Annotated in this window: 20 protein-coding genes; 2 read left to right on the top strand and 18 right to left on the bottom strand. The window is 62.2% G+C overall.

The window, feature by feature from the left end; all coding sequences use genetic code 11:
- Positions 1 to 172 precede the first annotated feature (172 nt).
- The 11 genes from nadB to Q0T48_RS18110 all read right to left on the bottom strand — a co-directional run bounded on the left by nadB (position 173) and on the right by Q0T48_RS18110 (position 13,466).
- Positions 173 to 1,777 carry an L-aspartate oxidase gene (gene nadB, locus Q0T48_RS18160; protein ID WP_295959200.1) on the bottom strand — a complete coding sequence of 535 codons (1,605 nt, stop codon included), beginning with the start codon at positions 1,775 to 1,777 and terminating at the stop codon, positions 173 to 175.
- A 1-nt stretch (position 1,778) separates the two neighbouring features.
- Entirely contained in the window at positions 1,779 to 3,647 is a 1,869-nt protein-coding gene (locus Q0T48_RS18155; protein ID WP_295959198.1) for a potassium transporter Kup, read from the bottom strand.
- A 154-nt stretch (positions 3,648 to 3,801) separates the two neighbouring features.
- Positions 3,802 to 5,091: a glutamate--cysteine ligase gene (gene gshA / locus Q0T48_RS18150; RefSeq protein WP_295959197.1), complete on the bottom strand. Its 1,290-nt coding sequence runs from the start codon at positions 5,089 to 5,091 to the stop codon at positions 3,802 to 3,804.
- Positions 5,092 to 5,368: 277 nt separating this feature from the next.
- Entirely contained in the window at positions 5,369 to 6,661 is a 1,293-nt protein-coding gene (locus Q0T48_RS18145; protein WP_295959195.1) for a glutamate-5-semialdehyde dehydrogenase, read from the bottom strand.
- 38 nt (positions 6,662 to 6,699) lie between these two features.
- On the bottom strand, positions 6,700 to 7,761 hold the full coding sequence (gene holA / locus Q0T48_RS18140; protein ID WP_295959192.1) for a DNA polymerase III subunit delta: 1,062 nt from the start codon (positions 7,759 to 7,761) through the stop codon (positions 6,700 to 6,702).
- On the bottom strand, positions 7,762 to 8,268 hold the full coding sequence (gene lptE / locus Q0T48_RS18135) for an LPS assembly lipoprotein LptE (protein WP_295959190.1): 507 nt from the start codon (positions 8,266 to 8,268) through the stop codon (positions 7,762 to 7,764).
- A complete protein-coding gene (gene leuS / locus Q0T48_RS18130) occupies positions 8,268 to 10,925 on the bottom strand; it encodes a leucine--tRNA ligase (protein WP_295959557.1) in 2,658 nt (885 codons plus the stop codon). Before leuS ends, lptE begins: the two co-directional genes overlap by 1 nt.
- 55 nt (positions 10,926 to 10,980) lie before the next feature.
- Positions 10,981 to 11,418, bottom strand: a complete 438-nt coding sequence (locus tag Q0T48_RS18125) for a biopolymer transporter ExbD (RefSeq protein ID WP_295959189.1) — start codon at positions 11,416 to 11,418, stop codon at positions 10,981 to 10,983.
- 1 nt (position 11,419) lies between these two features.
- Positions 11,420 to 12,058, bottom strand: a complete 639-nt coding sequence (locus Q0T48_RS18120; RefSeq protein WP_295959188.1) for a MotA/TolQ/ExbB proton channel family protein — start codon at positions 12,056 to 12,058, stop codon at positions 11,420 to 11,422.
- A gap of 4 nt (positions 12,059 to 12,062) precedes the next feature.
- A complete protein-coding gene (gene dapB, locus Q0T48_RS18115; protein ID WP_295959185.1) occupies positions 12,063 to 12,905 on the bottom strand; it encodes a 4-hydroxy-tetrahydrodipicolinate reductase in 843 nt (280 codons plus the stop codon).
- 9 nt (positions 12,906 to 12,914) lie between these two features.
- Positions 12,915 to 13,466 carry an outer membrane protein assembly factor BamE gene (locus Q0T48_RS18110; RefSeq protein WP_295959183.1) on the bottom strand — a complete coding sequence of 184 codons (552 nt, stop codon included), beginning with the start codon at positions 13,464 to 13,466 and terminating at the stop codon, positions 12,915 to 12,917.
- Between the two features lie 81 nt (positions 13,467 to 13,547).
- Between Q0T48_RS18110 and fur the strand changes: the two genes are divergently transcribed.
- Positions 13,548 to 13,964: a ferric iron uptake transcriptional regulator gene (gene fur, locus Q0T48_RS18105; RefSeq protein ID WP_295959180.1), complete on the top strand. Its 417-nt coding sequence runs from the start codon at positions 13,548 to 13,550 to the stop codon at positions 13,962 to 13,964.
- 185 nt (positions 13,965 to 14,149) lie between these two features.
- Here fur and hprK read toward each other — a convergent pair whose 3' ends face one another.
- From hprK to raiA, 3 genes are all read right to left on the bottom strand, one after another.
- The gene (hprK, locus tag Q0T48_RS18100) at positions 14,150 to 15,100 is read right to left on the bottom strand and encodes an HPr(Ser) kinase/phosphatase (protein WP_295959177.1); all 951 of its coding nucleotides are present in this window, start codon (positions 15,098 to 15,100) and stop codon (positions 14,150 to 14,152) included.
- A gap of 21 nt (positions 15,101 to 15,121) precedes the next feature.
- A complete protein-coding gene (locus tag Q0T48_RS18095; protein ID WP_295959174.1) occupies positions 15,122 to 15,589 on the bottom strand; it encodes a PTS sugar transporter subunit IIA in 468 nt (155 codons plus the stop codon).
- A 104-nt stretch (positions 15,590 to 15,693) separates the two neighbouring features.
- On the bottom strand, positions 15,694 to 16,023 hold the full coding sequence (gene raiA, locus Q0T48_RS18090; protein ID WP_295959171.1) for a ribosome-associated translation inhibitor RaiA: 330 nt from the start codon (positions 16,021 to 16,023) through the stop codon (positions 15,694 to 15,696).
- A gap of 305 nt (positions 16,024 to 16,328) precedes the next feature.
- On the opposite strand from raiA, the gene corA reads away from it, so the two are divergent.
- Positions 16,329 to 17,318, top strand: coding sequence for a magnesium/cobalt transporter CorA (corA, locus tag Q0T48_RS18085; protein ID WP_295959168.1), 990 nt, complete (start codon positions 16,329 to 16,331; stop codon positions 17,316 to 17,318).
- On the opposite strand, the gene Q0T48_RS18080 is transcribed toward corA, so the two are convergent.
- Genes Q0T48_RS18080 through Q0T48_RS18065 form a run of 4 tightly spaced genes read right to left on the bottom strand, consistent with a single transcriptional unit; the run spans position 17,315 to position 21,481 of the window.
- Entirely contained in the window at positions 17,315 to 18,061 is a 747-nt protein-coding gene (locus tag Q0T48_RS18080; protein WP_295959164.1) for a 5'-methylthioadenosine/adenosylhomocysteine nucleosidase, read from the bottom strand. The two genes, corA and Q0T48_RS18080, sit on opposite strands and share 4 nt — an antisense overlap.
- Positions 18,058 to 19,734 carry a long-chain-fatty-acid--CoA ligase gene (locus Q0T48_RS18075; protein ID WP_295959162.1) on the bottom strand — a complete coding sequence of 559 codons (1,677 nt, stop codon included), beginning with the start codon at positions 19,732 to 19,734 and terminating at the stop codon, positions 18,058 to 18,060. The genes Q0T48_RS18080 and Q0T48_RS18075 overlap by 4 nt, the downstream gene beginning before the upstream one ends.
- Positions 19,731 to 21,167, bottom strand: coding sequence for an NAD(P)(+) transhydrogenase (Re/Si-specific) subunit beta (locus tag Q0T48_RS18070; protein WP_295959159.1), 1,437 nt, complete (start codon positions 21,165 to 21,167; stop codon positions 19,731 to 19,733). Before Q0T48_RS18070 ends, Q0T48_RS18075 begins: the two co-directional genes overlap by 4 nt.
- Positions 21,164 to 21,481, bottom strand: coding sequence for an NAD(P) transhydrogenase subunit alpha (locus Q0T48_RS18065; protein WP_295959156.1), 318 nt, complete (start codon positions 21,479 to 21,481; stop codon positions 21,164 to 21,166). The genes Q0T48_RS18070 and Q0T48_RS18065 overlap by 4 nt, the downstream gene beginning before the upstream one ends.
- Between the last annotated feature and the right edge of the window lie 24 nt (positions 21,482 to 21,505).

The raw sequence follows: 21,505 nt of genomic DNA, 5'->3' as shown, positions 1-21,505 counted from the left end.
TTTAAAAAGCAGAAAATCCAGGTTCTGCATGCACAAAATGGTATGTGCGCACCGTATTACAGTGGCATGGCGATACGCCACCTAGTGTGAACGAACGGCTCCACGGCAGATACAAATCGTCTGGCGAAATGAGCCTTTTAAAAAATAAAAACCTCACACTTTCGCGACAACGTTACGACTGACTTACGTTTTCGGGAACCAGAACCGTAGCCTCCGCTGTTGCCGCCAGCCCAGGGTAGTCGCGGCTGAAATGCAGGCCCCGGCTTTCCTGCCGGGTGCGGGCGCTACGCACGATCAGGTCGGCCACCTGGACCAGGTTACGCAGCTCCAGCAGGTCGCGGGTGACGTGGTGGCGGGCGTAGAACTCGTCGATTTCGCTTTGCAGCAGGGCGATGCGGTGGGCGGCGCGGTCCAGGCGCTTGTTAGTGCGCACTATGCCCACATAGTCCCACATGAAGCGGCGCAGTTCGTCCCAATTGTGCGAGATCACCACCAGTTCGTCACTGTCGATCACCTGGCTGTCGTCCCAGGCAGGGAGTTGGGGTGCGGGGGCTCGGTCTACAGCCGCCATGGCCTGCGCGGCAGCACGGGCAAACACCATGCATTCCAGCAGCGAATTGCTGGCCAGCCGGTTGGCACCGTGCAGGCCAGTGCAGGCGGCCTCGCCCAAGGCGTACAGGCCAGACACGTCGGTGCGGCCTTCCAGGTCGGTCAGCACGCCGCCGCAGGTGTAGTGGGCGGCGGGCACGACGGGGATGGGCTGGAGGGCGATGTCGATACCCAGCTCCAAGCAGCGGGCGTAAATGTTCGGAAAATGCTCCAGCAAAAAGGCTTTCGGCTGGTGCGAGATGTCGAGGTAGACGCAGTCGAAGCCGCCCTTCTTCATCTCGAAGTCGATGGCGCGGGCTACCACGTCGCGCGGGGCCAGTTCGGCGCGCGCGTCGTGTTCGGGCATGAAGCGGCTGCCATCGGGGCGCAACAGCCGGCCACCTTCGCCGCGCACGGCCTCAGAAATCAAAAACGATTTGGCGTGCGGGTGGTACAGGCAGGTGGGGTGGAACTGAATGAATTCCATGTTCGCCACCCGGCAACCTGCGCGCCAGGCGGCGGCAATGCCGTCGCCTGTAGCGGTATCAGGGTTGGTGGTGTACAGGTAAACCTTGCCTGCGCCTCCAGTGGCCAGGATAGTGTTGGGGGCGCTGAAGGTGAGCACTTGGTCGGTGTCTGCATCCAGCGCGTACAGGCCCACGCAGCCCTGTTGGGGCAGGCCAAGCTTGCTGCCGATAATGAGGTCCACCAGGGTGTGGTTTTCAAACAGGGTGATCTGCGGGTGGCTGCGCACCTGGGCCATCATGGTGGCCTGCACGGCAGCCCCGGTGGCATCGGTGGCGTGGACGATGCGGCGGTGGCTGTGGCCACCCTCTCGGGTCAGGTGCAGCGCACCGTCTTCGGTAGAAAACGGTACACCCATGGACTGCAGCCAGGCAATGCATTCGGGCGCATGCTCAACCACAAAGCGGGTGGCATCCACATCGCACAGGCCGCCCCCCGCGACCAGAGTGTCGTCCACATGCGAGGCAAAACTGTCGCCCTGGCCCAGCACGGCGGCAATGCCGCCCTGGGCCCAGGCGCTGGCACCGTCTGCCATGCCGCGCTTGGTGAGCACGGCCACCCGGTGGGTGGGGGCCAGCAGCAGCGCGGCACTGAGGCCTGCCAGGCCGCTGCCCACGATCAAAACATCAAAATTCAGGCTGGTCGAAGCGGCGGTAGCGGACAATTTAGATCTCGATTTTGGAACCCAGCTCTACTACCGCGTTATTGGGTAGTCGCAAAAAGTCGGCTGCGGCGCTGGCATTGTGGTGCATTTGCGCAAATAGTTTTTCGCGCCAGGGGGCCATGCCACCACCAAGAGTGGGGATGACCGTATCGCGCGACAGAAAATAGCTGGTGGTCATGACCTCCAGCTCGCAGCCCCGGCCCCGGATGTGTTCCAGCGCCTTGGGAATGTCGGGGGTGTTTTTGAAGCCATAGTGGATGATGACCTGCCAGCATTTGTGGCCCAGCGCCTCGACTTCGATGCGCTTGCCCATGCCGATCCAGGGGATAGGATGGTTGTGGACGGTAACAAACAGGTTGTGCTCGTGCAACACCTTGTTGTGTTTGAGGTTATGCAGCAAGGCATTGGGCACGGTAGAGGCTTCGGCGGTCAAAAATACCGCGGTACCTTCTACGCGCACAGGCGGGCTGATGAAGACCGAGTCCAGAAAGCCCTTCAGGTCCATAGCGCTTTCACGCTGCTTTTCGGCCAGCAGGCGGCGGCCATCTTTCCAGGTGGACATCACCACATACAAAATCAGTGCCATCGCCAGGGGGAACCAACCGCCTTGCATTATCTTGAGCGAGTTGGAGGCAAAAAACACCATATCCACCAGCAGGAAGAAACCGGTAGCTGCAATGCACAGGGGCAGTGAATAGCCCCAGCCATAGCGCACCACGTAGAAGGTCAGCACCGTAGTGATCACCATCAGCAGGCTGACCGAAATGCCGTAGGCGGCGGCCAGTGCGTCCGACGAGCCGAACATCAGCACGGCGGCAATCACCCCGGCCAACAGCAACCAGTTGACCGCGGGCACGTAAATTTGCCCGGTGTCGCGCACAGAGGTGTGCAGGATGGTCAGGCGCGGCAGGTAACCCATCTGGATGGTTTGCTTGGTGGCGGAGAAAGCGCCTGAAATCAACGCCTGCGAAGCGATCACGGTGGCGGCAGTGGCCAGCACCACGGTAGGAATCAGCGCCCAGTCGGGGAACATCAGAAAGAACGGGTTTTCGGCAGCGCTCGGGTCCAGCAGCACCAGGGCACCCTGGCCAAAATAGTTCAGCACCAGGGCGGGCATGACCACCGCAAACCAGGCCAGACGGATCGGGTTCTTGCCAAAGTGGCCCATGTCGGCATATAGGGCCTCAGCCCCGGTCAGGCACAGAAACACCGCACCCAGCGTGATGAAGGCGATGTGCAGGTGGGCAAAGCCAAACTGCAGGGCATACACCGGCGACAGCGCCCACAGCACCACCGGGTTGCGCACGATCTGGTGTATGCCCGCGATGGCCAGCACCGCAAACCACAGCAGGGTGATGGGGCCGAAGAACTTGCCGATATCGCCCGTACCACGGCGCTGCACCATAAACAACAGCACCAGCACCACCAGCGCAATGGGTTTCACATACGGAGCAGCGCCGGGGGTAATGATTTCCATACCCTCAACCGCCGACAGCACCGAGATGGCGGGGGTGATGACCCCGTCACCAAAAAACAGCGCCAGGCCAAACACGCCCAGCATCAGCAAGGCGCGCCGCAAGCGGGGGCTGTCCTTGACCGATTCGGCCGCCAGCGCCAGCAGCGCCATCAAGCCGCCCTCGCCCTCGTTGTCGGCGCGCATGATGAGCACCACGTATTTGAGCGACACCACCACCATCAGCGCCCAGAAAAAGAGTGACAACACACCCAGCACATTGGCCTCTATGACCTGCACATGGCCATGGGCGAAGACTTCTTTAAACGCGTAAAGGGCAGAGGTGCCGATATCGCCGTAAACCACACCTAGCGCGCCAAGGGTAAGCGCCGACAGCGAAGATTTTGAACTTTGCACTAATGAGGTCCCGTCTAAATGACCCCAGAAGGGTCGGCGGGGTTCCATAAACTTTGGGAAGCGTATTTTGCGCCCCAGAATCCCACGTGCAAGCGGGGTAGAGCCCCTAGAACCGATTTATGTTGCGGTGCAGCAACTTATAAAAATGTGCTAGTCAATCGTAGGTCTCTGCATCCGGATCGGTCGCTTCCAGCTCGTAGCTGGCCGCCGCCATGGCCAGGCGACCCACCACACCGTACATATAAAAGCGGTTCGGCGCACTGGCACCTGGGCGCATACCGACCTGCGGCAGGTGGGCGTTGTCGGCAAAAGCCAGTGGCACGTAGCTGGAGCCGGGGGCGTTGAGGTTCTCGTCCACCCCGCGCTCGGCGTGGATACGGTAGAAGCCGCCCACCACGTAGCGGTCCATCATGTAGACCACAGGCTCGGCAACCGCGTCGTTGATACGCTCGTTGGTCAGCACGCCTTCCTGGATGATGGCATCCACTACCTGCGGCGCGCCCTTGCCCGCCGTGGTTTTGGCCCGGTGGTGCAGCACTGCCAAGTCTTTCACGTCGCGCACCGTCATGATGCCCATGCCGGGGGCGCCGCTGTCGGACTTGACGATCACAAACGGCTTCTCGTTGATGCCGTACTCTTTGTACTTGCGGCGGATCTTGCCCAGCAGCGCATCCACATTGGTGGTCAGGCAGTCCAGGCCCTGGCCCTGCGCCATGTCCACCGCACCACACTGGTTGAACATCGGATTGATCAGCCAGGGATCAATGCCCAGCAGCTTGCCCAGGCGCTTGGCCAGCTCTTCGTAGCTGCGGAAATGCTTGCTTTTGCGGCGCACCGAGCCTCCAGCGTGCAGCGGCGGCAGCAGGTACTGCTCGTGCAGCTCTTCCAGGATGCCGGGCGGGCCGGCCATCAGGTCATTGTTGAGCAGGATGGTGCAGGGGTCGAAGTCTTTCAGCCCCAGACGGCGCTTGGTACGGATCACCGGCTCCAGCGTCACCTGTTCGCCGTTGGGCAGGTTGATGACCGTGGTTTCCTTGATGTCAGGGCTGATCGAACCCACCCGTACATTCAACCCGGCCATGTGGAAGATGCGCTGTAACTGCGCCACGTTCGATAGGTAGAAGGTGCTGCGGGTGTCGTTCTCGGGGATCAGCAGCAGGTTTTTAGCCTCGGGGCAGATCTTCTCAATAGCGGCCATGGCAGATTGCACGGCCAACGGCAGCATTTGCGGGGTCAGGTTGTTCCAGCCGCGGGGGAACAGGTTGGTGTCCACCGGGGCCAGCTTGAAGCCCGCGTTGCGGATGTCCACCGAGCTGTAGAACGGCGGTGTGTGCTCCATCCACTCCAGCCGGAACCAGCGTTCGATGGCTGGCATGGAGTCGAGGATGCGCTGCTCAAGTTCGTTGATCGGGCCGGTAAGCGCAGTAATAAGATGGGGAACCATGGAGGCCCTTGTTGCTGTGTAAAACGACGATGGAATTTTAGAGTCCATTAAGGCCCGTAATTTGGGGCAGAACGGCGGGTTACAAGCCGCCAACCCCGCTTAAAAACGCGCCGGCCTCTTCCAGAAACACCGCAGAACTGGCTTTGCCAGGCTGCTGGTGTTGCCCCTGCATGTCACATTGGTTTTTCAAACCTATGCGAGGGGGGGGTGGGCGCGGTTACCTGCGTCCTCCGCTTTGCAAGCCGATTTCGGGGCAGTGAACAAGCCTGGGGGCGTGCTACAGCCTGACTTCTCCCTGGCCCAGCACCACGTATTTCAACGAGGTCAGCCCGGCCAGACCGACCGGGCCACGGGCGTGGAACTTGTCGGTGCTGATGCCAATTTCCGCCCCCAGCCCGTACTCGAAGCCATCGGCAAACCGGGTGCTGGTGTTGACCATCACGCTGGCCGAGTCCACCTCGCGCAGAAACTGCTGGGCGTGCATATGGTCGCGGGTCAGGATGGCATCGGTGTGGTGTGATGAATACTGGTTGATGTGGGCGATGGCTTCGTCCACGCCCTCGACCACCTTGATGCTGATGATGGGGGCCAGGTACTCCTCGTACCAGTCCTGCTCGGTAGCTGCTATGATTTTTGCATTTATTTTGATAGCATCATGCGCAAGCAATATCTGCGCTGCAGCCGGATCGCAGCGCATTTCTACACCCTTTTTTGCATAAATTGCACCGATCAGCGGCAAGAACTCTGCCGCCACGCCACGCGCTACCAGCAGGCCTTCGGTGGCGTTACAAGGACTGTACTTGCTGGTCTTGGCGTTGTCGGCCACAGTGACCGCCATGGCGATGTCGCTGGGGTCGTCCACGTACACATGGCAGTTGCCGTCCAGGTGCTTGATCACCGGCACCTTGGCATCGCGGCTGATGCGCTCGATCAGGCCCTTGCCGCCGCGCGGAATTACCACGTCCACATACTGGGGCATGGTGATCAGCTGGCCCACCACTTCGCGGTCGGTGGTTTGCACCAGTTGCACCGCATCGGCTGGCAACCCAGCTTCCAGCAGCGCCTGTTGCACCAGCAGCGCCAGCGCTTTGTTGGAGTCGATAGCCTCGGAGCCGCCGCGCAGGATGCAGGCGTTGCCGCTTTTGATCGACAGGCTGGCGGCCTCGATAGTCACATTCGGGCGGCTCTCAAAAATCATACCGAACACGCCAATCGGCACGCGCATCTGGCCTACGCGGATGCCGCTGGGCTGCTGCTGCAGGCCGATGATCTCGCCAATGCTGTCGGCCATGGCCGCCAGCTGCTCGCAACCCTGGGCGCAGGTTTCCAGCGTTTGCGGGCTGAGCTTGAGGCGGTCCACCAGGGGCGCGGCCAGCCCGGCGGCGCGGGCGCGGTCCAGATCTTTGGCATTCTCGGTTTGCAGCGCAGCGGTGCTCTCGCGCAGCAAGCGGGCCAGAGCGCGCAAAGCTACATTTTTAATAGCTGCAGGCGCACGCGCCATCTGCGCAGAGGCTACTTTTGCTTGTAAACCGAGCGATTGGGTGTATTCGGCGATGTTGAGGGCGTTCATGGCCGTATTTTGTCACGGCCCACGTAACCAGAGGGCTTTTAACGCCCCGCCGGAAGAGCGCACGCCGCGCACAGCATGCCCGCCAGCCGGTGCAAGGCCTGCCAGGGGTCGGCGGGCCAGTCGGGCTGCTTCAAACCCTTGACGATACCGTCCACCTGGTGGGCCGACTGCAGAAGCTGGGCGATCAATGGGCTCGGCATGCGGGGCAGCACGCGCTCAAACAGGCGCTCTTTGGCGCCCCAGACGCGGTTTTCACGCAGCGCCATGGGCAAAGGTTTACCGGCATCCATGGCGGTTTTGACGCGTTGCAGGGTGCGGATGTCTTCGGCCAGCGCCCAGTGCACCAGCACCTCGGCCTCGCCCTCGGCCTGCAGGCCGTCGAGCATGCGCTGCACCCGCAGGCGCTGCCCGCCCAGCACGGCCTCGGACAGCTTGAACACGTCGTAGCGGGCCACATTCAGCACGGCGGACTCCACCTGCGCCCACTGCAGCTCGCCCGCCGGGTACAGCAAGGCCAGCTTTTGGATCTCTTGGTGCGCGGCCAGCAGGTTGCCTTCAACCCGGTCGGCAAAAAACTGCAGGGTTTGTTGGCCCTCCACCCCGGCCTGCACCCGCTGCCCCTGGGCTTGTAGGCGCTGGGCGATCCACTGTGGCAGCGCACCGCGCTCTACCGGTTCGACCTGGATGGTGATGCCAAATTTCTCCAGCGCCACAAACCAGGCGGCAGACTTGGCCACCTTGTCGAGCCGGGGCAGTACCACCAGGGTGAGGGTGTCGGTATTGCCTTCGGCCTGGTGGGCCAGGTGCTGCAGGGCGGTGCTGCCGTCTTTGCCCGGCTTGCCGGAGGGGATGCGCACTTCCAAAATTTGCTTGTCGGCAAACAGGCTGAGCGAGCCCCCCGCCGCCAGCACCTCGCTCCAGTCGAAATGCGCCCCCGCCACCACGTGCACCGTGCGCTCGGTAAAGCCCTGCGCACGGGCAGTGGCGCGGATGGCATCCAGCGCCTCCTGCACCAGCAGCGGCTCGTCGCCGTGCAGGGTGTAGAGCGAGCGCAGGCCTTTGGAAAGCTGCGCGGCGAGCTGGCCGGGGGCGAGTTGCATCTACAGCGCTTGAACCGACGCGATGCGTCGCATGATCTGCTGCACGATGTCGGTTTGCATGTTGCGGTACAGCAGCTGCTCTTCGGCTTCTTTGGACAGGGCCTGGGTTTCGGTGTAGCTGATGTCGCGCTGCTGCAAGATTTCGGTGTCGGTGATGAGTTCTTTGCCCTGCGGCGTGCGCAGGCGGAACTTCACGCGCGAACGCAGCTGGAATTCACGCACCTGGCCCGCCGAGGTGAGCGAGGCCACGCTTTTTTCACGCTGGTCGGTGATGACTTCCAGCACCACTTCGACGCTGTCCAGGCGTTTGGGGTCTGTCACCACCTCCAGTTTGCCGCCTGCCGCCAGGTTGCGCTTGAGCTCATTGCCCAGCGACGAGCCCTCGGCTACGCGCACAAAGATGGTGGCAAACGGGTAATTGGGGGCTTGGCGCAAGGCAAAACCGCAGGCGGTCAAGCCCAGGGCCGACACGGCGGGCGCGGCGAGGAGGAAGGTGCGGCGCAGCATCACAGCACCAGGTTCACCAGGCGCCCAGGCACCACGATGATTTTCTTGGGCGCAGCCCCGGCCGCCGCCTTGGTAAAAGCTTCGCAGGCCAACGCGGCAGCTTCGATCTCGGCCTTGCTGGCGGTAGCGGGCACCCGAATGGAGCCGCGCAATTTGCCGTTGACTTGCAACATCAGCTCGATCTCGTCCTGCACCAGGGCCAGCGAGTCGACCACCGGCCAGGGCGCGTCCAGCAGGTCGCCAAAGCGGTCGGCGTAGCCCAGCTCGGTCCACAGCGCGTGGGTGATGTGCGGCGTGGCCGGGTACAGGCAGCGCAGCAGGATGCCGAAGCTCTCAATCAGCGCCACCTGGGCACCCGGTGTGTCCAGCGCCTTGAAATCTTCCAGGGCGTTGAGCAGCTTCATGCCACCCGACACCACGGTGTTGTACTGCATGCGCTGGTAGTCGTAATCCACCTGTTTGAGCACGGTGTGGACTTCGTGGCGCAAGGCCTTGGCCTCTTTGCCAAATTTAACATCTTTCAGGCTGCTAGCACTTATAGCGCTTGCATGGGCAGCTGCGAAATCTGTAGCAGCCAGCTTGACACCAAAATTCCACACCCGGCGCAGAAAGCGGTAGCTGCCCTCGACCGACGCGTCGTTCCACTCCAGCGTGGCCTCGGGCGGCGCGGTGAACATGGTGTACAGGCGGGCGGTGTCGGCACCGTATTTTTCGATCAAATCTTGCGGATCCACACCGTTGCTCTTGCTCTTGCTCATGGTGGTGAGCTCGTAGTGCAGCACCGAGCCATCAGCCTTGAGCGTGCCGCCGACGATCTGGTCGCGCTCGTTGCGGGCCACATCGACTTCGCTTTCCCAGTGGTACTGCACGCCGCCGCCCGCAGGCTTGTGCGAGAACGCGCCGTTGAGCACCATCCCTTGGGTTAGCAGCTTGCTAAACGGTTCGTCGCACTTCACCAGGTCCAGGTCGCGCATCACCTTGGTCCAGAAGCGGGCGTACAGCAGGTGCAGGATGGCGTGTTCGATGCCGCCGATGTACTGGTCCATCGGCATCCAGTAGTCCGCGCCCTCGCCCACCATGCCGTCCGTCTTGTGCGGGTCGCAATAGCGCATAAAGTACCAGCTGGAATCGACAAAGGTGTCCATGGTGTCGGTTTCGCGCCGGGCGGGCTTGCCGCAGACCGGGCAGACCACACCGGCGTGGAAGCCTTCGTGCTTGTGCAGCGGGTTGCCCGAGCCGTCGGGGATACAGTCTTGCGGCAGCACCACAGGCAAATCCTTCTCGGGCACCGGCACCGCGCCGTGTTCGTCGCAGTGGATGATGGGGATAGGCGTGCCCCAGTAGCGCTGGCGGCTCACGCCCCAGTCGCGCAGGCGCCAGGTGGTCTTTTTCTCGCCCAGGCCCTTGACCTGCAGCGCATGGGCCACGGCGTTCACCGCTTCCTGGAAGCACAGGCCGCTAAAGCTGTCGGAGTTGATGGTGACACCACGCTGTTTGTCACCGTACCAATCGTTCCAGTGGTGGTAGTCGTATTGCAGATGGTCTACATGCACCACCTGGACGATGGGCAGGTCGTATTTCAGGGCGAAGGTGAAGTCGCGCTCGTCGTGGGCCGGTACGCCCATCACCGCGCCATCGCCATAGCCCATCAGCACGTAGTTGCCGACCCACACGTCGATTTTGTGGCCGTTGAGCGGATGGATGACCTGCAGGCCGGTGGGCATACCTTCTTTTTCGCGCACCGCCAGCTCGGCCTCGGTGGTACCACCCTGCTTGCAGGCTTCAATAAAGGCGGCCAGCTTCGGGTTGGTCTGGGCAGCGTGCGTGGCCAGCGGGTGCTCGGGGGCCACGGCGCAAAAGGTCACGCCCATGATGGTATCGGCACGGGTGGTAAAGACATACATCTTGCCGCCGTCGATCAACTGGCCCTTGGCGTTCTTGATGGTGTGCGGGAACGCAAAGCGCACGCCCTCGCTCTTGCCAATCCAGTTCTCTTGCATCAGCTTGACGCGCTCGGGCCAGCCGGGCAAGTCATCCTTGACCTGGCCCAGCAGCTCGTCGGCGTAGTCGGTGATCTTCAGGTAGTAGCCGGGGATTTCGCGCTTTTCTACCACTGCGCCGGTGCGCCAGCCCTTGCCGTCGATCACCTGCTCGTTGGCCAGCACGGTCATGTCTACCGGGTCCCAGTTGACGACCTGGGTCTTGCGGTAGGCAATGCCTTTGTCCAGCATCTTCAAAAACAGCCACTGGTTCCACTTGTAGTACTCGGGCGTGCAGGTGGCGATCTCGCGGCTCCAGTCGATAGCCAGGCCCATGGCCTGCATCTGGGTCTTCATGTAGGCGATGTTGTCGAAGGTCCACTGCGCGGGCGGCACGCCATTTTTTAAAGCGGCGTTTTCTGCGGGCAGGCCAAACGCGTCCCAGCCCATGGGCATGAGCACGTTGTAGCCCTGCATGCGCAACTGGCGCGCCAGCATGTCGTTGATGGTGTAGTTGCGCACGTGGCCCATGTGCAGCTTGCCGCTGGGGTAGGGCAGCATGGAGCAGGCGTAGAACTTTTTCTTCGACCGGTCTTCAGTGACGCGGTAGGCATCGGCAGCCGTCCAATGGGTTTGGGCGGCGGCTTCGATTTCGAGATGGTTGTATTTTTCGAGCATGGCAGACTTGGGAAGCAAGGACACAGGGCGGCGCAAGGACCGCAACAGACTGATTTTAGGGTGTGGATGCCACTGCGGCAGTCGGCGGCTGGGCCACAAAGCCGATCTTGTTCAGCCCAGCCTTCTGCGCCACGCCCATCACCTCGACCACGCGGCCATAGGGCACGGTGGTGTCGGCGCGCAATTGCACCTCGGTGTCGGGGTTTTGGTCAGCGGCCAGGGCGAGCTGGATGGCCAATTCGGCGGCTGTCACCGGCTGGTCGTTCAAGAAGGTGTGGCCGGCTCTGTCCACCACCAGGGTGACGAATTGGGGCGCGCTTTGGGACTTGGCGGCATCGGTTTTGGGTAGGTCCAGCTGGATGGAGCTGGATAGCAGAGGCGCGGTCAGGATGAAGATCACCACCAGCACCAGCATCACATCGACCAGCGGGGTCATGTTGATGTCGCTCATGGGCTCGGAAGCCTTGGTGCGTTCCAGGCGACCGAAGGCCATGCTAGTGTACCGACAACAGTTCGCGCAGGTCGCGGGCAAAGCCTTCCAGGTCGGCTTCGATGCTGCCGATCAGGCGGCCATAGACGTTGTAGGCCAGTACGGCGGGGATGGCCACGGCCAGGCCTGCGGCGGTCATCACCAGCGACTCGCCCACCGGGCCGGCCACTTTGTCGATGCTCATCTGGCCCGCCACCGCAATCGCGCCCAGCGCGTGGTAAATACCCCAGACGGTGCCCAGTAAACCCACGAACGGTGCGGTGGAGCCCACGGTGGCCAGCATCACCTGGCCAAACTGCAGCTTGTGCAGCACGGCGTGCAAGGCATTGCGCAGTACGCGGGTGAGCTGCTGGGAGCGGTCGCCCGCGGCGGCCAAAGTGCCAGTTGCTTCTATTTTTGTAGCTAGAACCAAAGGCAGGACTAGCGGGAGAGGGTCAAAAGATGCTAAACGCTGCTGGGCTTCGGCGACCGTGGGTGCCTGCCAGAAAGCGGCCACGCTGCGGGCCACGTCGGTGCGGGCGCGGCGCAACATCCAGCCCTTCCAGACAATCACCGCCCAGCTGCCCACCGACATGGCCAGCAGCAGCAGCGCGACCGCCCGGCTGACGAAGTCGCCCTGGGTCAGCAACTGCTGGAGATCCATGGACTTACTTCAAACCCAACACGTCGAACATGTCGAACAGGCCTGTGCGTTTATGGGCCAGGAATCGCACGGCGCGCAGGCTGCCTTGGGCGTAGGTGGCGCGGCTGGACGACTTGTGGCTGATCTCGATGCGCTCGCCCGTGCCCGCGAACAGCACCGTGTGGTCGCCCACAATGTCGCCACCGCGGATGGTGGCAAAGCCGATGCTGGACGGGTCGCGTTCGCCGGTGATGCCGTAGCGCTCGTAGACCGCACATTCCTTCAGGTCGCGGCCCATGGCCTCGGCGATCACTTCGCCCATTTTCAGCGCCGTGCCCGAGGGCGCGTCGATCTTGTGGCGGTGGTGGGCTTCGACGATTTCGATGTCGTAGCCGGTGGACAGGGCTTTGGCGGCCATCTCCAGCAGCTTGAGGGTGACGTTCACGCCCACGCTCATATTGGGGGCCATCATGATGGCGATGTGCTGGGCGATTTCGGCGATCTCGGTCTTTTGCGCGTCGCTAAAGCCGGTCGTGCCGACCACCGCGTTCACGCCCAGGCTGCGGCACATGCGCAGGTGCGCCAGCGTGCCTTCGGGGCGGGTGAAGTCGATCAGCACACGGGCGGCTTTCAGGCCTTCGTGCAGGTCGGCGGTGATGGCCACCCCGGTGTTGTGGCCCAGGAAGGCCGCCGCGTCGGCACCGATCTGGGGGCTGCTGGCGATGTCCAGCGCACCGGCCAGCACGCAGTCGTCCGCGTCGCGGATGGCTTCGATCAGCATATGGCCCATGCGGCCCGATGCACCAGCTACGGCAATCGCGTGCGCCAGGGGCGTAGCTGCGCCCAGGGGAGAAGATGTGTCAGTCATCACCGGAACCTATTGGGCAGAGGGGGCTTCAAGCGGGGGGTAGGCCGTGGCAGGCACCGCCGCAGCGGCAGCGGCCGTGGCAGGCGGGGCCACCGGCACAGCGAACGACTTCAGGCGGTCTTCGCTGGCTTCCAGCAGGGGCACGGATTTGACCGGGTGCGACTTGGCCAGCAGACCGACAAATTCGCTCTCGCTGGGCATGGCGTCGCCCTCGACGTGGTCCATCACGTCACCCTTGAAGTACACGGTGAACTTGCGGGCCTGCGGCTCGGTGCCCTGGCGGCGCATGGTGAACACGTAGTCCCAACGGTCGGCGTGGAACACGTCTTGCAGCAGCGAGGTGCCCAGAATGTCCTTCACCTGCTCGCGGGCCATGCCGGGCTTGAGGGCATCAACCTGCTCTTTGGAGACGAAGTTGCCTTGCACCACTTCCATCTTGTACGGAGCCAGCGAACCGACGAAATTGCGGGTGCTGGTGTCGATACTGCTACAGGCCCCAAGAGCCGCGCATGCCGCAAGGGCCAGGGCGGTCAGAGTGCCGCGCAAAGAGGGTTCAAACATAGGGTGAGACTCAGGCGATATGATCCAACGATTGTACTGGTTGCCCTTGCGCAGCCCCCGACTCCAGAAAGACCTGCCGCCATGGCCAATATCGACGAACTCAAGAACACCGGCCTGAAAGCCACCCTGCCCCGCCTGAAAATCCTGGAGATTTTCCAAACTGGCGAGCTGCGCCACATGACGGCGGAAGACGTGTTCCGGGTGCTGCTGCTGGAGCACTCCGACATCGGCTTGGCCACGGTGTACCGGGTGCTGACGCAGTTCGAGCAGGCGGGCATTTTGTCGCGCAGCCATTTTGAATCGGGCAAATCGGTGTACGAGCTGAACGAAGGCCGCCACCACGACCACTTTGTCTGCACGTCCTGCGGCAAGGTGGAAGAGTTTTACGACGCCGAGATCGAACAGCGCCAGCAGATCGTGGCCAAGGCCATGGGCTGGACGGTGCAGGACCACGCGATGTCGTTGTACGGCCTGTGCGCTGACTGCACCGCGAAATAGGGCTCACCCCCAGGCTACAGCGCAAGCGCTTTTCGCCCACCCCCTTGCAGGGGGCAACAGCAGCGGCCTGGCAAAGCCAGTTCCGCGCTGTTTCTGGAAGGGGTATGTCATTAGCGCGTTGATGAACTTTTAGTCCGCTAGCGCTTACTCTGCCTGCGTGAGGCGCTACTCAATCAATAGCAGACTTATTCTGCGGCTTCCATTGCTTTTCTGTGGCGCTCGACGAACTCTTGGTAAGTGTCGATGCCGCGCAACTGCAAAATGGTGTTGCGCACCGCGGCTTCGACCAGCACGGCTATGTTGCGGCCGGCCACCACCTGGATGATGACCTTGCGCACCGCCACGCCCAGCACGTCCTGGGTCAGCGGCTCGTAGGGCAGGCGCTCGTACTCGCGCTCCATGGTCTCCTTGCGTACCAGATGGACGATGAGCTTGAGGCGCATTTTGCGGCGCACGGCGGTTTCGCCAAAGATGCCGCGGATGTCCAGCAGGCCGATGCCGCGCACTTCCAGCAGGTTCTGCAGCAGCTCGGGGCAGCGGCCTTCGATGGTGGTCTGGTTGATGCGGTACAGATCGACCGCATCGTCGGCCACCAAGCCGTTGCCGCGGGAAATCAGCTCCAGGCCCAGCTCGCTTTTGCCCAGGCCGGATTCGCCGGTGATCATCACGCCCAGGCCCAGAATGTCCATGAACACGCCATGCATCGAGGTGCGGTCGGCAAAATGCTTGGACAAATAAGCGCGCAGCACGTCGATCACAAAGGCCGACGAATCCTGCGTGGCAAACATCGGAATCTGCGCCCGTTCGCACATCGACAGCAGCGCGTCGGGGGCCGTCTGGCCGTCGGCCATGATCAGCACCGGCGGCTCCAGCGTGACGATACGGGCGATACGGCGGGCGCAGTCATCCGACGAAGCGCTGGTCAGGTAAGCGACTTCGCGCTCGCCCATGATCTGCACGCGGTAGGGATGGATGTAGTTGAGGTAGCCGACCAGATCGGCACCCGAGCGCGCAGCCCGCACGGCCACTTCGTCGAAGCGCCGCTCGGAAGCGCCTAGGCCCGCCACCCACTCCCAGCGCAGCAGGGAGCGGAAGGCTTCGAACAGAACGTCGGCACTGACGACGGTGGGCTTCAAAGCGGTCCGGGCTCTGAAAAATTAAGCGGGTTGTGCCGACTGCCAGCCGCAGATCAGGCCGTGCAAGGCCTCGGCATCGGCGGCGTTCTTGATTTTTTCGCGCAACGGTGCGTCGCTCAGCAGCTCGGCGATTTCCGACAGGATTTCCAGATGCTTCTGGGTCGCCGCCTCGGGCACCAGCAAAAAGATCAGCAGGCCCACGGGCAGTTCATCCGGCGCATCAAAGCCAATCGGCTGGGCCAGTTGCACCACAGCGGCCATAGGCGCTTTCAGACCCTTGATACGGCCATGCGGAATCGCCACGCCGTGCCCCAGACCGGTGGAGCCCAGGCGTTCGCGGGCGAACAGGCTGTCGGTGATCAGGGCCCGGCTCAGACCATGCAGGTTTTCAAACAGCAAACCGGCTTCTTCAAAAGCACGTTTTTTGCTGGACGCATCGACGCTCACGAGCACTTGAGCGGAGGGCAGGATGGAGGCGAGACGGTTCATAGAGAGGCGAATTATGCACGTGCGCTGGGGTGTCGGCATGCCCCAACAAAAAAGCCGCCAGTGGGACGGGCGGCTTTGGCAGTGTGCGCTTGTGGCGCGGGGGTTTACATCAGGCGCTTGGGCGCTTCATGGTGGTGGTCTTGCACCCGGTCTTTGTGGCGGACCACCTGGCGGTCCAGCTTGTCGACCAATTCGTCTACTGCGGCGTACAAATCAGCATGGGAGCTTTCGGCGAACATGTCATTGCCTTTGACATGGATGTTGCATTCAGCGCGTTGTCGGCCTTGCTTTTCCTTTTGCTTTTCAATCGTCAGTAGCACCTTGACATCTACCAACTGGTCGAAATGGCGGGTTATTCGGTCCAGTTTGGTGGTCACATAGTTACGCAAGGCGGGGGTCACATCCAGATGGTGTCCGCTGATCGTCAAGTTCATGTAGTTCCTCCTAGAGCATCACTTTCACCGTTGAAAGCCATTTCACTATGCGCCCGTTAGCCCCCGAACGCAACCCTTTCCCCGGCCTTTCGAATGGGTGTTACTCCGTGTAACCGGTGGCCCATGGACTGAGCCCCACCTGTATAGAACGGCAATGGCGGTGCCATAATTCAGGCCTTTGTTACTTCCGAAAAAGCCCCATGGAAAGCGCGCCTAGTCGCTAGCTTTCACCTCCCTGCGCCGCACGGGGGCTGAAAGCCAAGCCCCACCCCCCGTCCAAGCCCATCCACCCCAGGGAGTGCCCCATGCTGAATATTTTTTCGCTCGCCAACGGCCGATTGTTTCAAGAAGAGATCGAGTCGCTAGAGGAGCTATCGCGCTTCCAACCGATCTGGGTAGACCTGGAATCGCCTACGCTGGAAGAAAAGCGCTGGATCAAACAGTATTACGGCCTGTCCATCCCCGAAGACGCGATGGACGAAGATATTGAAGAATCGGCCCGTTTTTACGAAGAAGACAACGGCGAACTGCACATCCGCAGCGACTTTTTGGTGGCCGACGAGTCCGACCCGCGCACCGTGCGCGTCGCTTTCATCCTGAACCAGCACAACGCCGAACTCAAAAGCCGCGGCGTGCTGTTCTCCATCCACGACGAAGACGTGCCGGTGTTCCGCCTGTTGCGCATGCGCGCGCGCCGGGCACCGGGGCTGATCGAAGATGCCAAGGAAGTTTTACTCAAACTTTTCGATGCCGATGCCGAATACTCCGCCGACACACTGGAAGACATCTACGTAGACCTGGAAAAAGTCAGCCGCCGGGTGCTGGCGGGCAATATGACCGACGCGCTGGCCGGGGAAGTACTGGGCTCCATCGCCCGCCACGAGGATTTGAACGGCCGCATCCGCCGCAACATGATGGACACCCGCCGCGCCCTGAGTTTCATGATGCGCAGCAAGATGCTCAACGCCGAGCAGTTCGAAGAAGCCCGGCAGATCCACCGCGACATCGATTCGCTGGACTCGCACACCGCGTTTTTGTTCGACAAGATCAACTTCTTGATGGACGCGACCGTGGGTTTCATCAATATCAACCAGAACAAGATCATCAAGATATTCTCGGTGGCCAGCGTGGCCCTGCTGCCGCCCACCCTGGTGGCCAGCGTCTACGGCATGAACCTGAAATTCCCCGAGCTGGAGTTTCTGGGCGGCTTTGGCTACCCCTACACCGTCAGCGTGATGGTAGCCAGCGCCTTAGTACCAATGTGGTACTTCTACAAACGGGGCTGGTTGACTTAGCCCAGGCGCTGCATGAATTCCGCCAGAATCGTCTGCGCGTAGCGGCTGGCCACGCTGCGGATGAACTCGGGGAAATCAACGTGCGCGGTGTCGTCAGCCCGGTCGGAGATGCTGCGCATGGCGGCGAAGGGCACGCCGTAGTCATGGCACACCTGGGCTACGGCGGCACCCTCCATTTCCACGGCCAAAGCCTCATGGCCGTGGGCACGCAAGGCGGTTTGCAATGCCTGCACTTCGCTGGCGGCAGACACAAAACGGTCGCCGCTGGCGACCAAACCGTGGTGGATGCGCGGCGGCTCAGGGTTTAAGCAAAATCGGCCTCCAGCGCATATTCCGCTTGCACTAGCAGCTATCAAAAGTGTAGTTGTCAACTTTTCATCGCAGCGAAAGCGCGTCTGGTCGTACAAGGGCACTTCATACGGCGGGAACAGCGGCGCGGCGTTCATGTCGTGCTGCAAAAAGTCGGCCGCCACCACCACGTCGCCCACCTGCACGCCCTCGCCCACCCCACCGGCCACGCCGGTGAAGACGATGCGGCTGGCGCCAAACCTCTCAATCAAGGCCGTGGCCGTGGTAGCCGCCGCCACCTTGCCGATGCGCGACAGCGCCAGCACCACCGGCTGGCCGTACCACAGGCCCAGGCCAAAGCTGCGCCCGGCGTGCTGCACACGCCGGGGCTGCTCCAGTTGCTCGAAGATGCCCTGCTGCTCTTCTGCCAGGGCACTCAAGATCGCCAGAGTCATGCTTTGGTGCGGAGTTCTCGGCGCAGGATTTTGCCGACTGGTGTTTTGGGCAGGTCGGTACGGAACTCGACCACGCGGGGCTGCTTGTAGCCGGTGAGGTTGGCCTTGCAGTAGGCGCGCACCTCAGCTTCGGTCAGGGCCGGGTCTTTCTTGACGATGACGACCTTCACCGCTTCGCCGGTTTTCTCGTCCGGCACGCCCACGCAGGCGCATTCCAGCACGCCGGGCATGGCGGCTACCACGTCTTCGATCTCGTTCGGGTAGACGTTGAAGCCGCTGACCAGCACCATGTCTTTCTTGCGGTCCACAATTTTGAAATAGCCATTCGCGTCCATGGTGCCGATGTCGCCGGTTTTAAAGTAACCGTCAGCCGTCATGGCCTGGGCCGTTTCCTCCGGGCGCAGCCAATAGCCCTCCATCACCTGCGGGCCCTTGATGGCGATTTCGCCAGGCTGGCCCATGGGCACCTCGGCACCCGCATCGTCCAGCAGCTTGAAGTAGGTACTGGACAGCGGCACGCCAATGGTGCCGGTGTAGTCGCTGCGCGTGGGCGGGTTGCAACTGGCGGTGGGCGAGGTTTCACTCAGGCCGTAGCCCTCGCAAATCGGGCAGCCGGTTTTCTCCAGCCACAGCTTGGCCACGGCGGCCTGCACCGCCATGCCGCCGCCGATGGACACTTTCAGGTGGCTCCAGTCCACCGTCTTGAAGTCGGGGTGGTTGGCCAGGCCGTTGAACAGGGTGTTGACCGCGGGCAGGCTGTGGATGCGGTGTTTTGAGAGCTCTTTCAGCACCGCCTTCAGGTCGCGCGGATTGGGGATCAGGATCAACTTGCCGCCGGTGCGCATCGACAGCATCATGCCCACGGTAAACGCGAAGATGTGGTACAGCGGCAGCGCGCAGACGCTGGTGGGCTGCTCGCCTTTGGGCACCTTGTCCATCACCGGCTGGTTCCAGGCTTCGGACTGCAGCACGTTGGCAATCACGTTGCGGTGCAGCAGCACGGCCCCTTTGGACACGCCAGTGGTGCCGCCGGTGTACTGCAGCACGGCGATATCGTCCGGCTGCACCGGCACCGGCATGAACACCCCGCGCCGGCCCTGCGCCAGCGCCGTGTTGAAGCGCACCGCACCGGGCAACTGAAAGGGCGGCACCAGCTTCTTGACCTTGCGCACCACGTAGTTGACCAGCGCGCCCTTGAGCAGCCCGAGCTGGTCGCCCATGGCGCACAGAACGACGTGCTTGATGGGGGTACTGCCCAGGCATTGCTGCAAGGTGGCGGCAAAGTTCTCCAGAATCACGATGGCCTTGGCCCCCGAGTCTTTCAACTGGTGCTCCAGCTCGCGCGGGGTGTACAGCGGATTCACGTTGACCAGCACCAGCCCGGCGCGCAGCAAGGCGGCCACGGCCACCGGGTACTGCGGCACGTTGGGCATCATCACCGCCACGCGGTCGCCCTTGGCCAGGCCCAGGCTTTGCAGGTAGGCGGCAAACTGGCGGCTCAGCGTGTCGGTCTCACCGTAGCTGAGGTCCTTGCCCATGAAGCTGTAGGCGGTGCGGTCGGCGTACTTCTGGAAGCTTTCTTCCAGCAGGGCCTGCAGCGATGCGTAGCGGGTCGGGTCGATATCCGCGGGCACGCCCGGGGGGTAGCTGCTGAGCCAAATGCGCTCGGTCATTCAATCGCCTTTCCCATGTCCTCAACCACTTTCTTGGCATCGCCGAAGACCATCATGGTCTTGTCCATGTAGAACAGCTCGTTGTCCAGCCCGGCGTAGCCTGCGGCCATGCTGCGCTTGTTGACGATGATGGTCTTGGCCTTGTAGGCCTCCAGGATGGGCATGCCGTAGATGGGGCTGCCCTTGACGTGCGCGGCTGGGTTCACCACGTCGTTCGCGCCCAGGATGATGGCCACATCGACCTGGCCGAATTCGCCGTTGATGTCTTCCATTTCAAACACCTGGTCGTAAGGCACCTCGGCCTCGGCCAGCAGCACATTCATGTGGCCCGGCATGCGCCCGGCCACCGGGTGGATGGCGTATTTGACGATGATGCCCTTGTCGGTGAGCTTTTGCGCCAGCTCTTTCACCGCATGCTGGGCGCGCGCAACGGCCAGGCCGTAGCCGGGCACGATGACCACGGTTTCGGCATTGCCCAGCACGAAGGCTGCGTCGTCGGCACTGCCGCTCTTGACCGCGCGCTGCACGGCAGAACCCGCCGCTGCAGCCGTGGCATCCCCGCCAAAGCCGCCACCGATCACGTTAAAGAACGAGCGGTTCATGGCCTTGCACATGATGTAGCTCAGGATGGCACCGCTGGAGCCTACCAGCGACCCAGCAATGATCAGCATGCTGTTGTTCAGGCTGAAGCCAATGCCCGCCGCCGCCCAGCCGGAATAGCTGTTCAGCATGGACACCACCACCGGCATGTCGGCCCCGCCAATCGGGATGATCAGCAGCACACCTAGGGCAAAGCCCAGGGCGATGACCAGGCACATGTCGGTCCAGCTTTGCGAATGCCAGAAGCCAAACACAAAGAACACCGCCGCCAGGCCCAGCACCAGGTTCAGCTTGTGCTGGCCGGGAAAGCTCACCGGCGTGCCCTGGAACAGGCGGAACTTGTACTTGCCGCTAAGCTTGCCAAACGCAATCACCGAGCCGCTGAACGTCACCGCGCCGATGAAGGCACCCAGTGCCAGCTCGATGCGGTTACCACCGGGGATCGCCATGCCCTTGGCCGCAATCGCAAACGCCCAGGGCTCGGCCACGGCGGCCACGGCGATGAACACCGCGGCCAAGCCGATCATGCTGTGCATGAAAGCCACCAACTCGGGCATCTTGGTCATCTCGACCCGCTTGGCCATGATGGTGCCCACCGAGCCGCCGACCAGCAGCGCGCCCAGTACCCAGGCCATGCCCTCCATGCCGTTTTGGCCCATCTGGCCGGCCAGCTTGAAGATCAGCGCGATGGTGGTGACCACCGCCACGCCCATGCCCAGCATGCCGAAGAAATTGCCCCGGATCGAGGTGGTGGGATGACTCAGCCCTTTGAGCGCCTGGATGAAGCAGACGCTGGCGAACAAATACAACAGGGTGACGAGATTCAGGCTCATTTGGCGTCCTTCGCGGGAGTCTTTTTCTCTTTCTTCTTGAACATCTCCAGCATGCGCCGGGTGACCATGAAGCCACCGAACACATTCACGGCGGCCAGCGCCACAGCCAGCACGCCCATGGTTTTACCCAAGCCGGTCTCGGTCAGCGCGGCGGCCAGCATGGCGCCGATGATGACAATGGCCGAGATGGCGTTGGTGACGGCCATCAGCGGCGTGTGCAGTGCGGGGGTGACGGTCCAGACCACGTGGTAACCCACGTAGATGGCCAGCACAAAGATGATCAGGTTGGTGACCGTGGGGGAAAGAATGTCCATGGTGTGATTTCCGACGTATTAAAG

The sequence above is a fragment of the Rhodoferax sp. genome (genome assembly GCF_025354435.1).
In the GTDB taxonomy this organism is placed as follows: Bacteria; Pseudomonadota; Gammaproteobacteria; order Burkholderiales; family Burkholderiaceae_C; genus Rhodoferax_B.
This window is presented reverse-complemented; position numbering and strand designations above follow the sequence as displayed.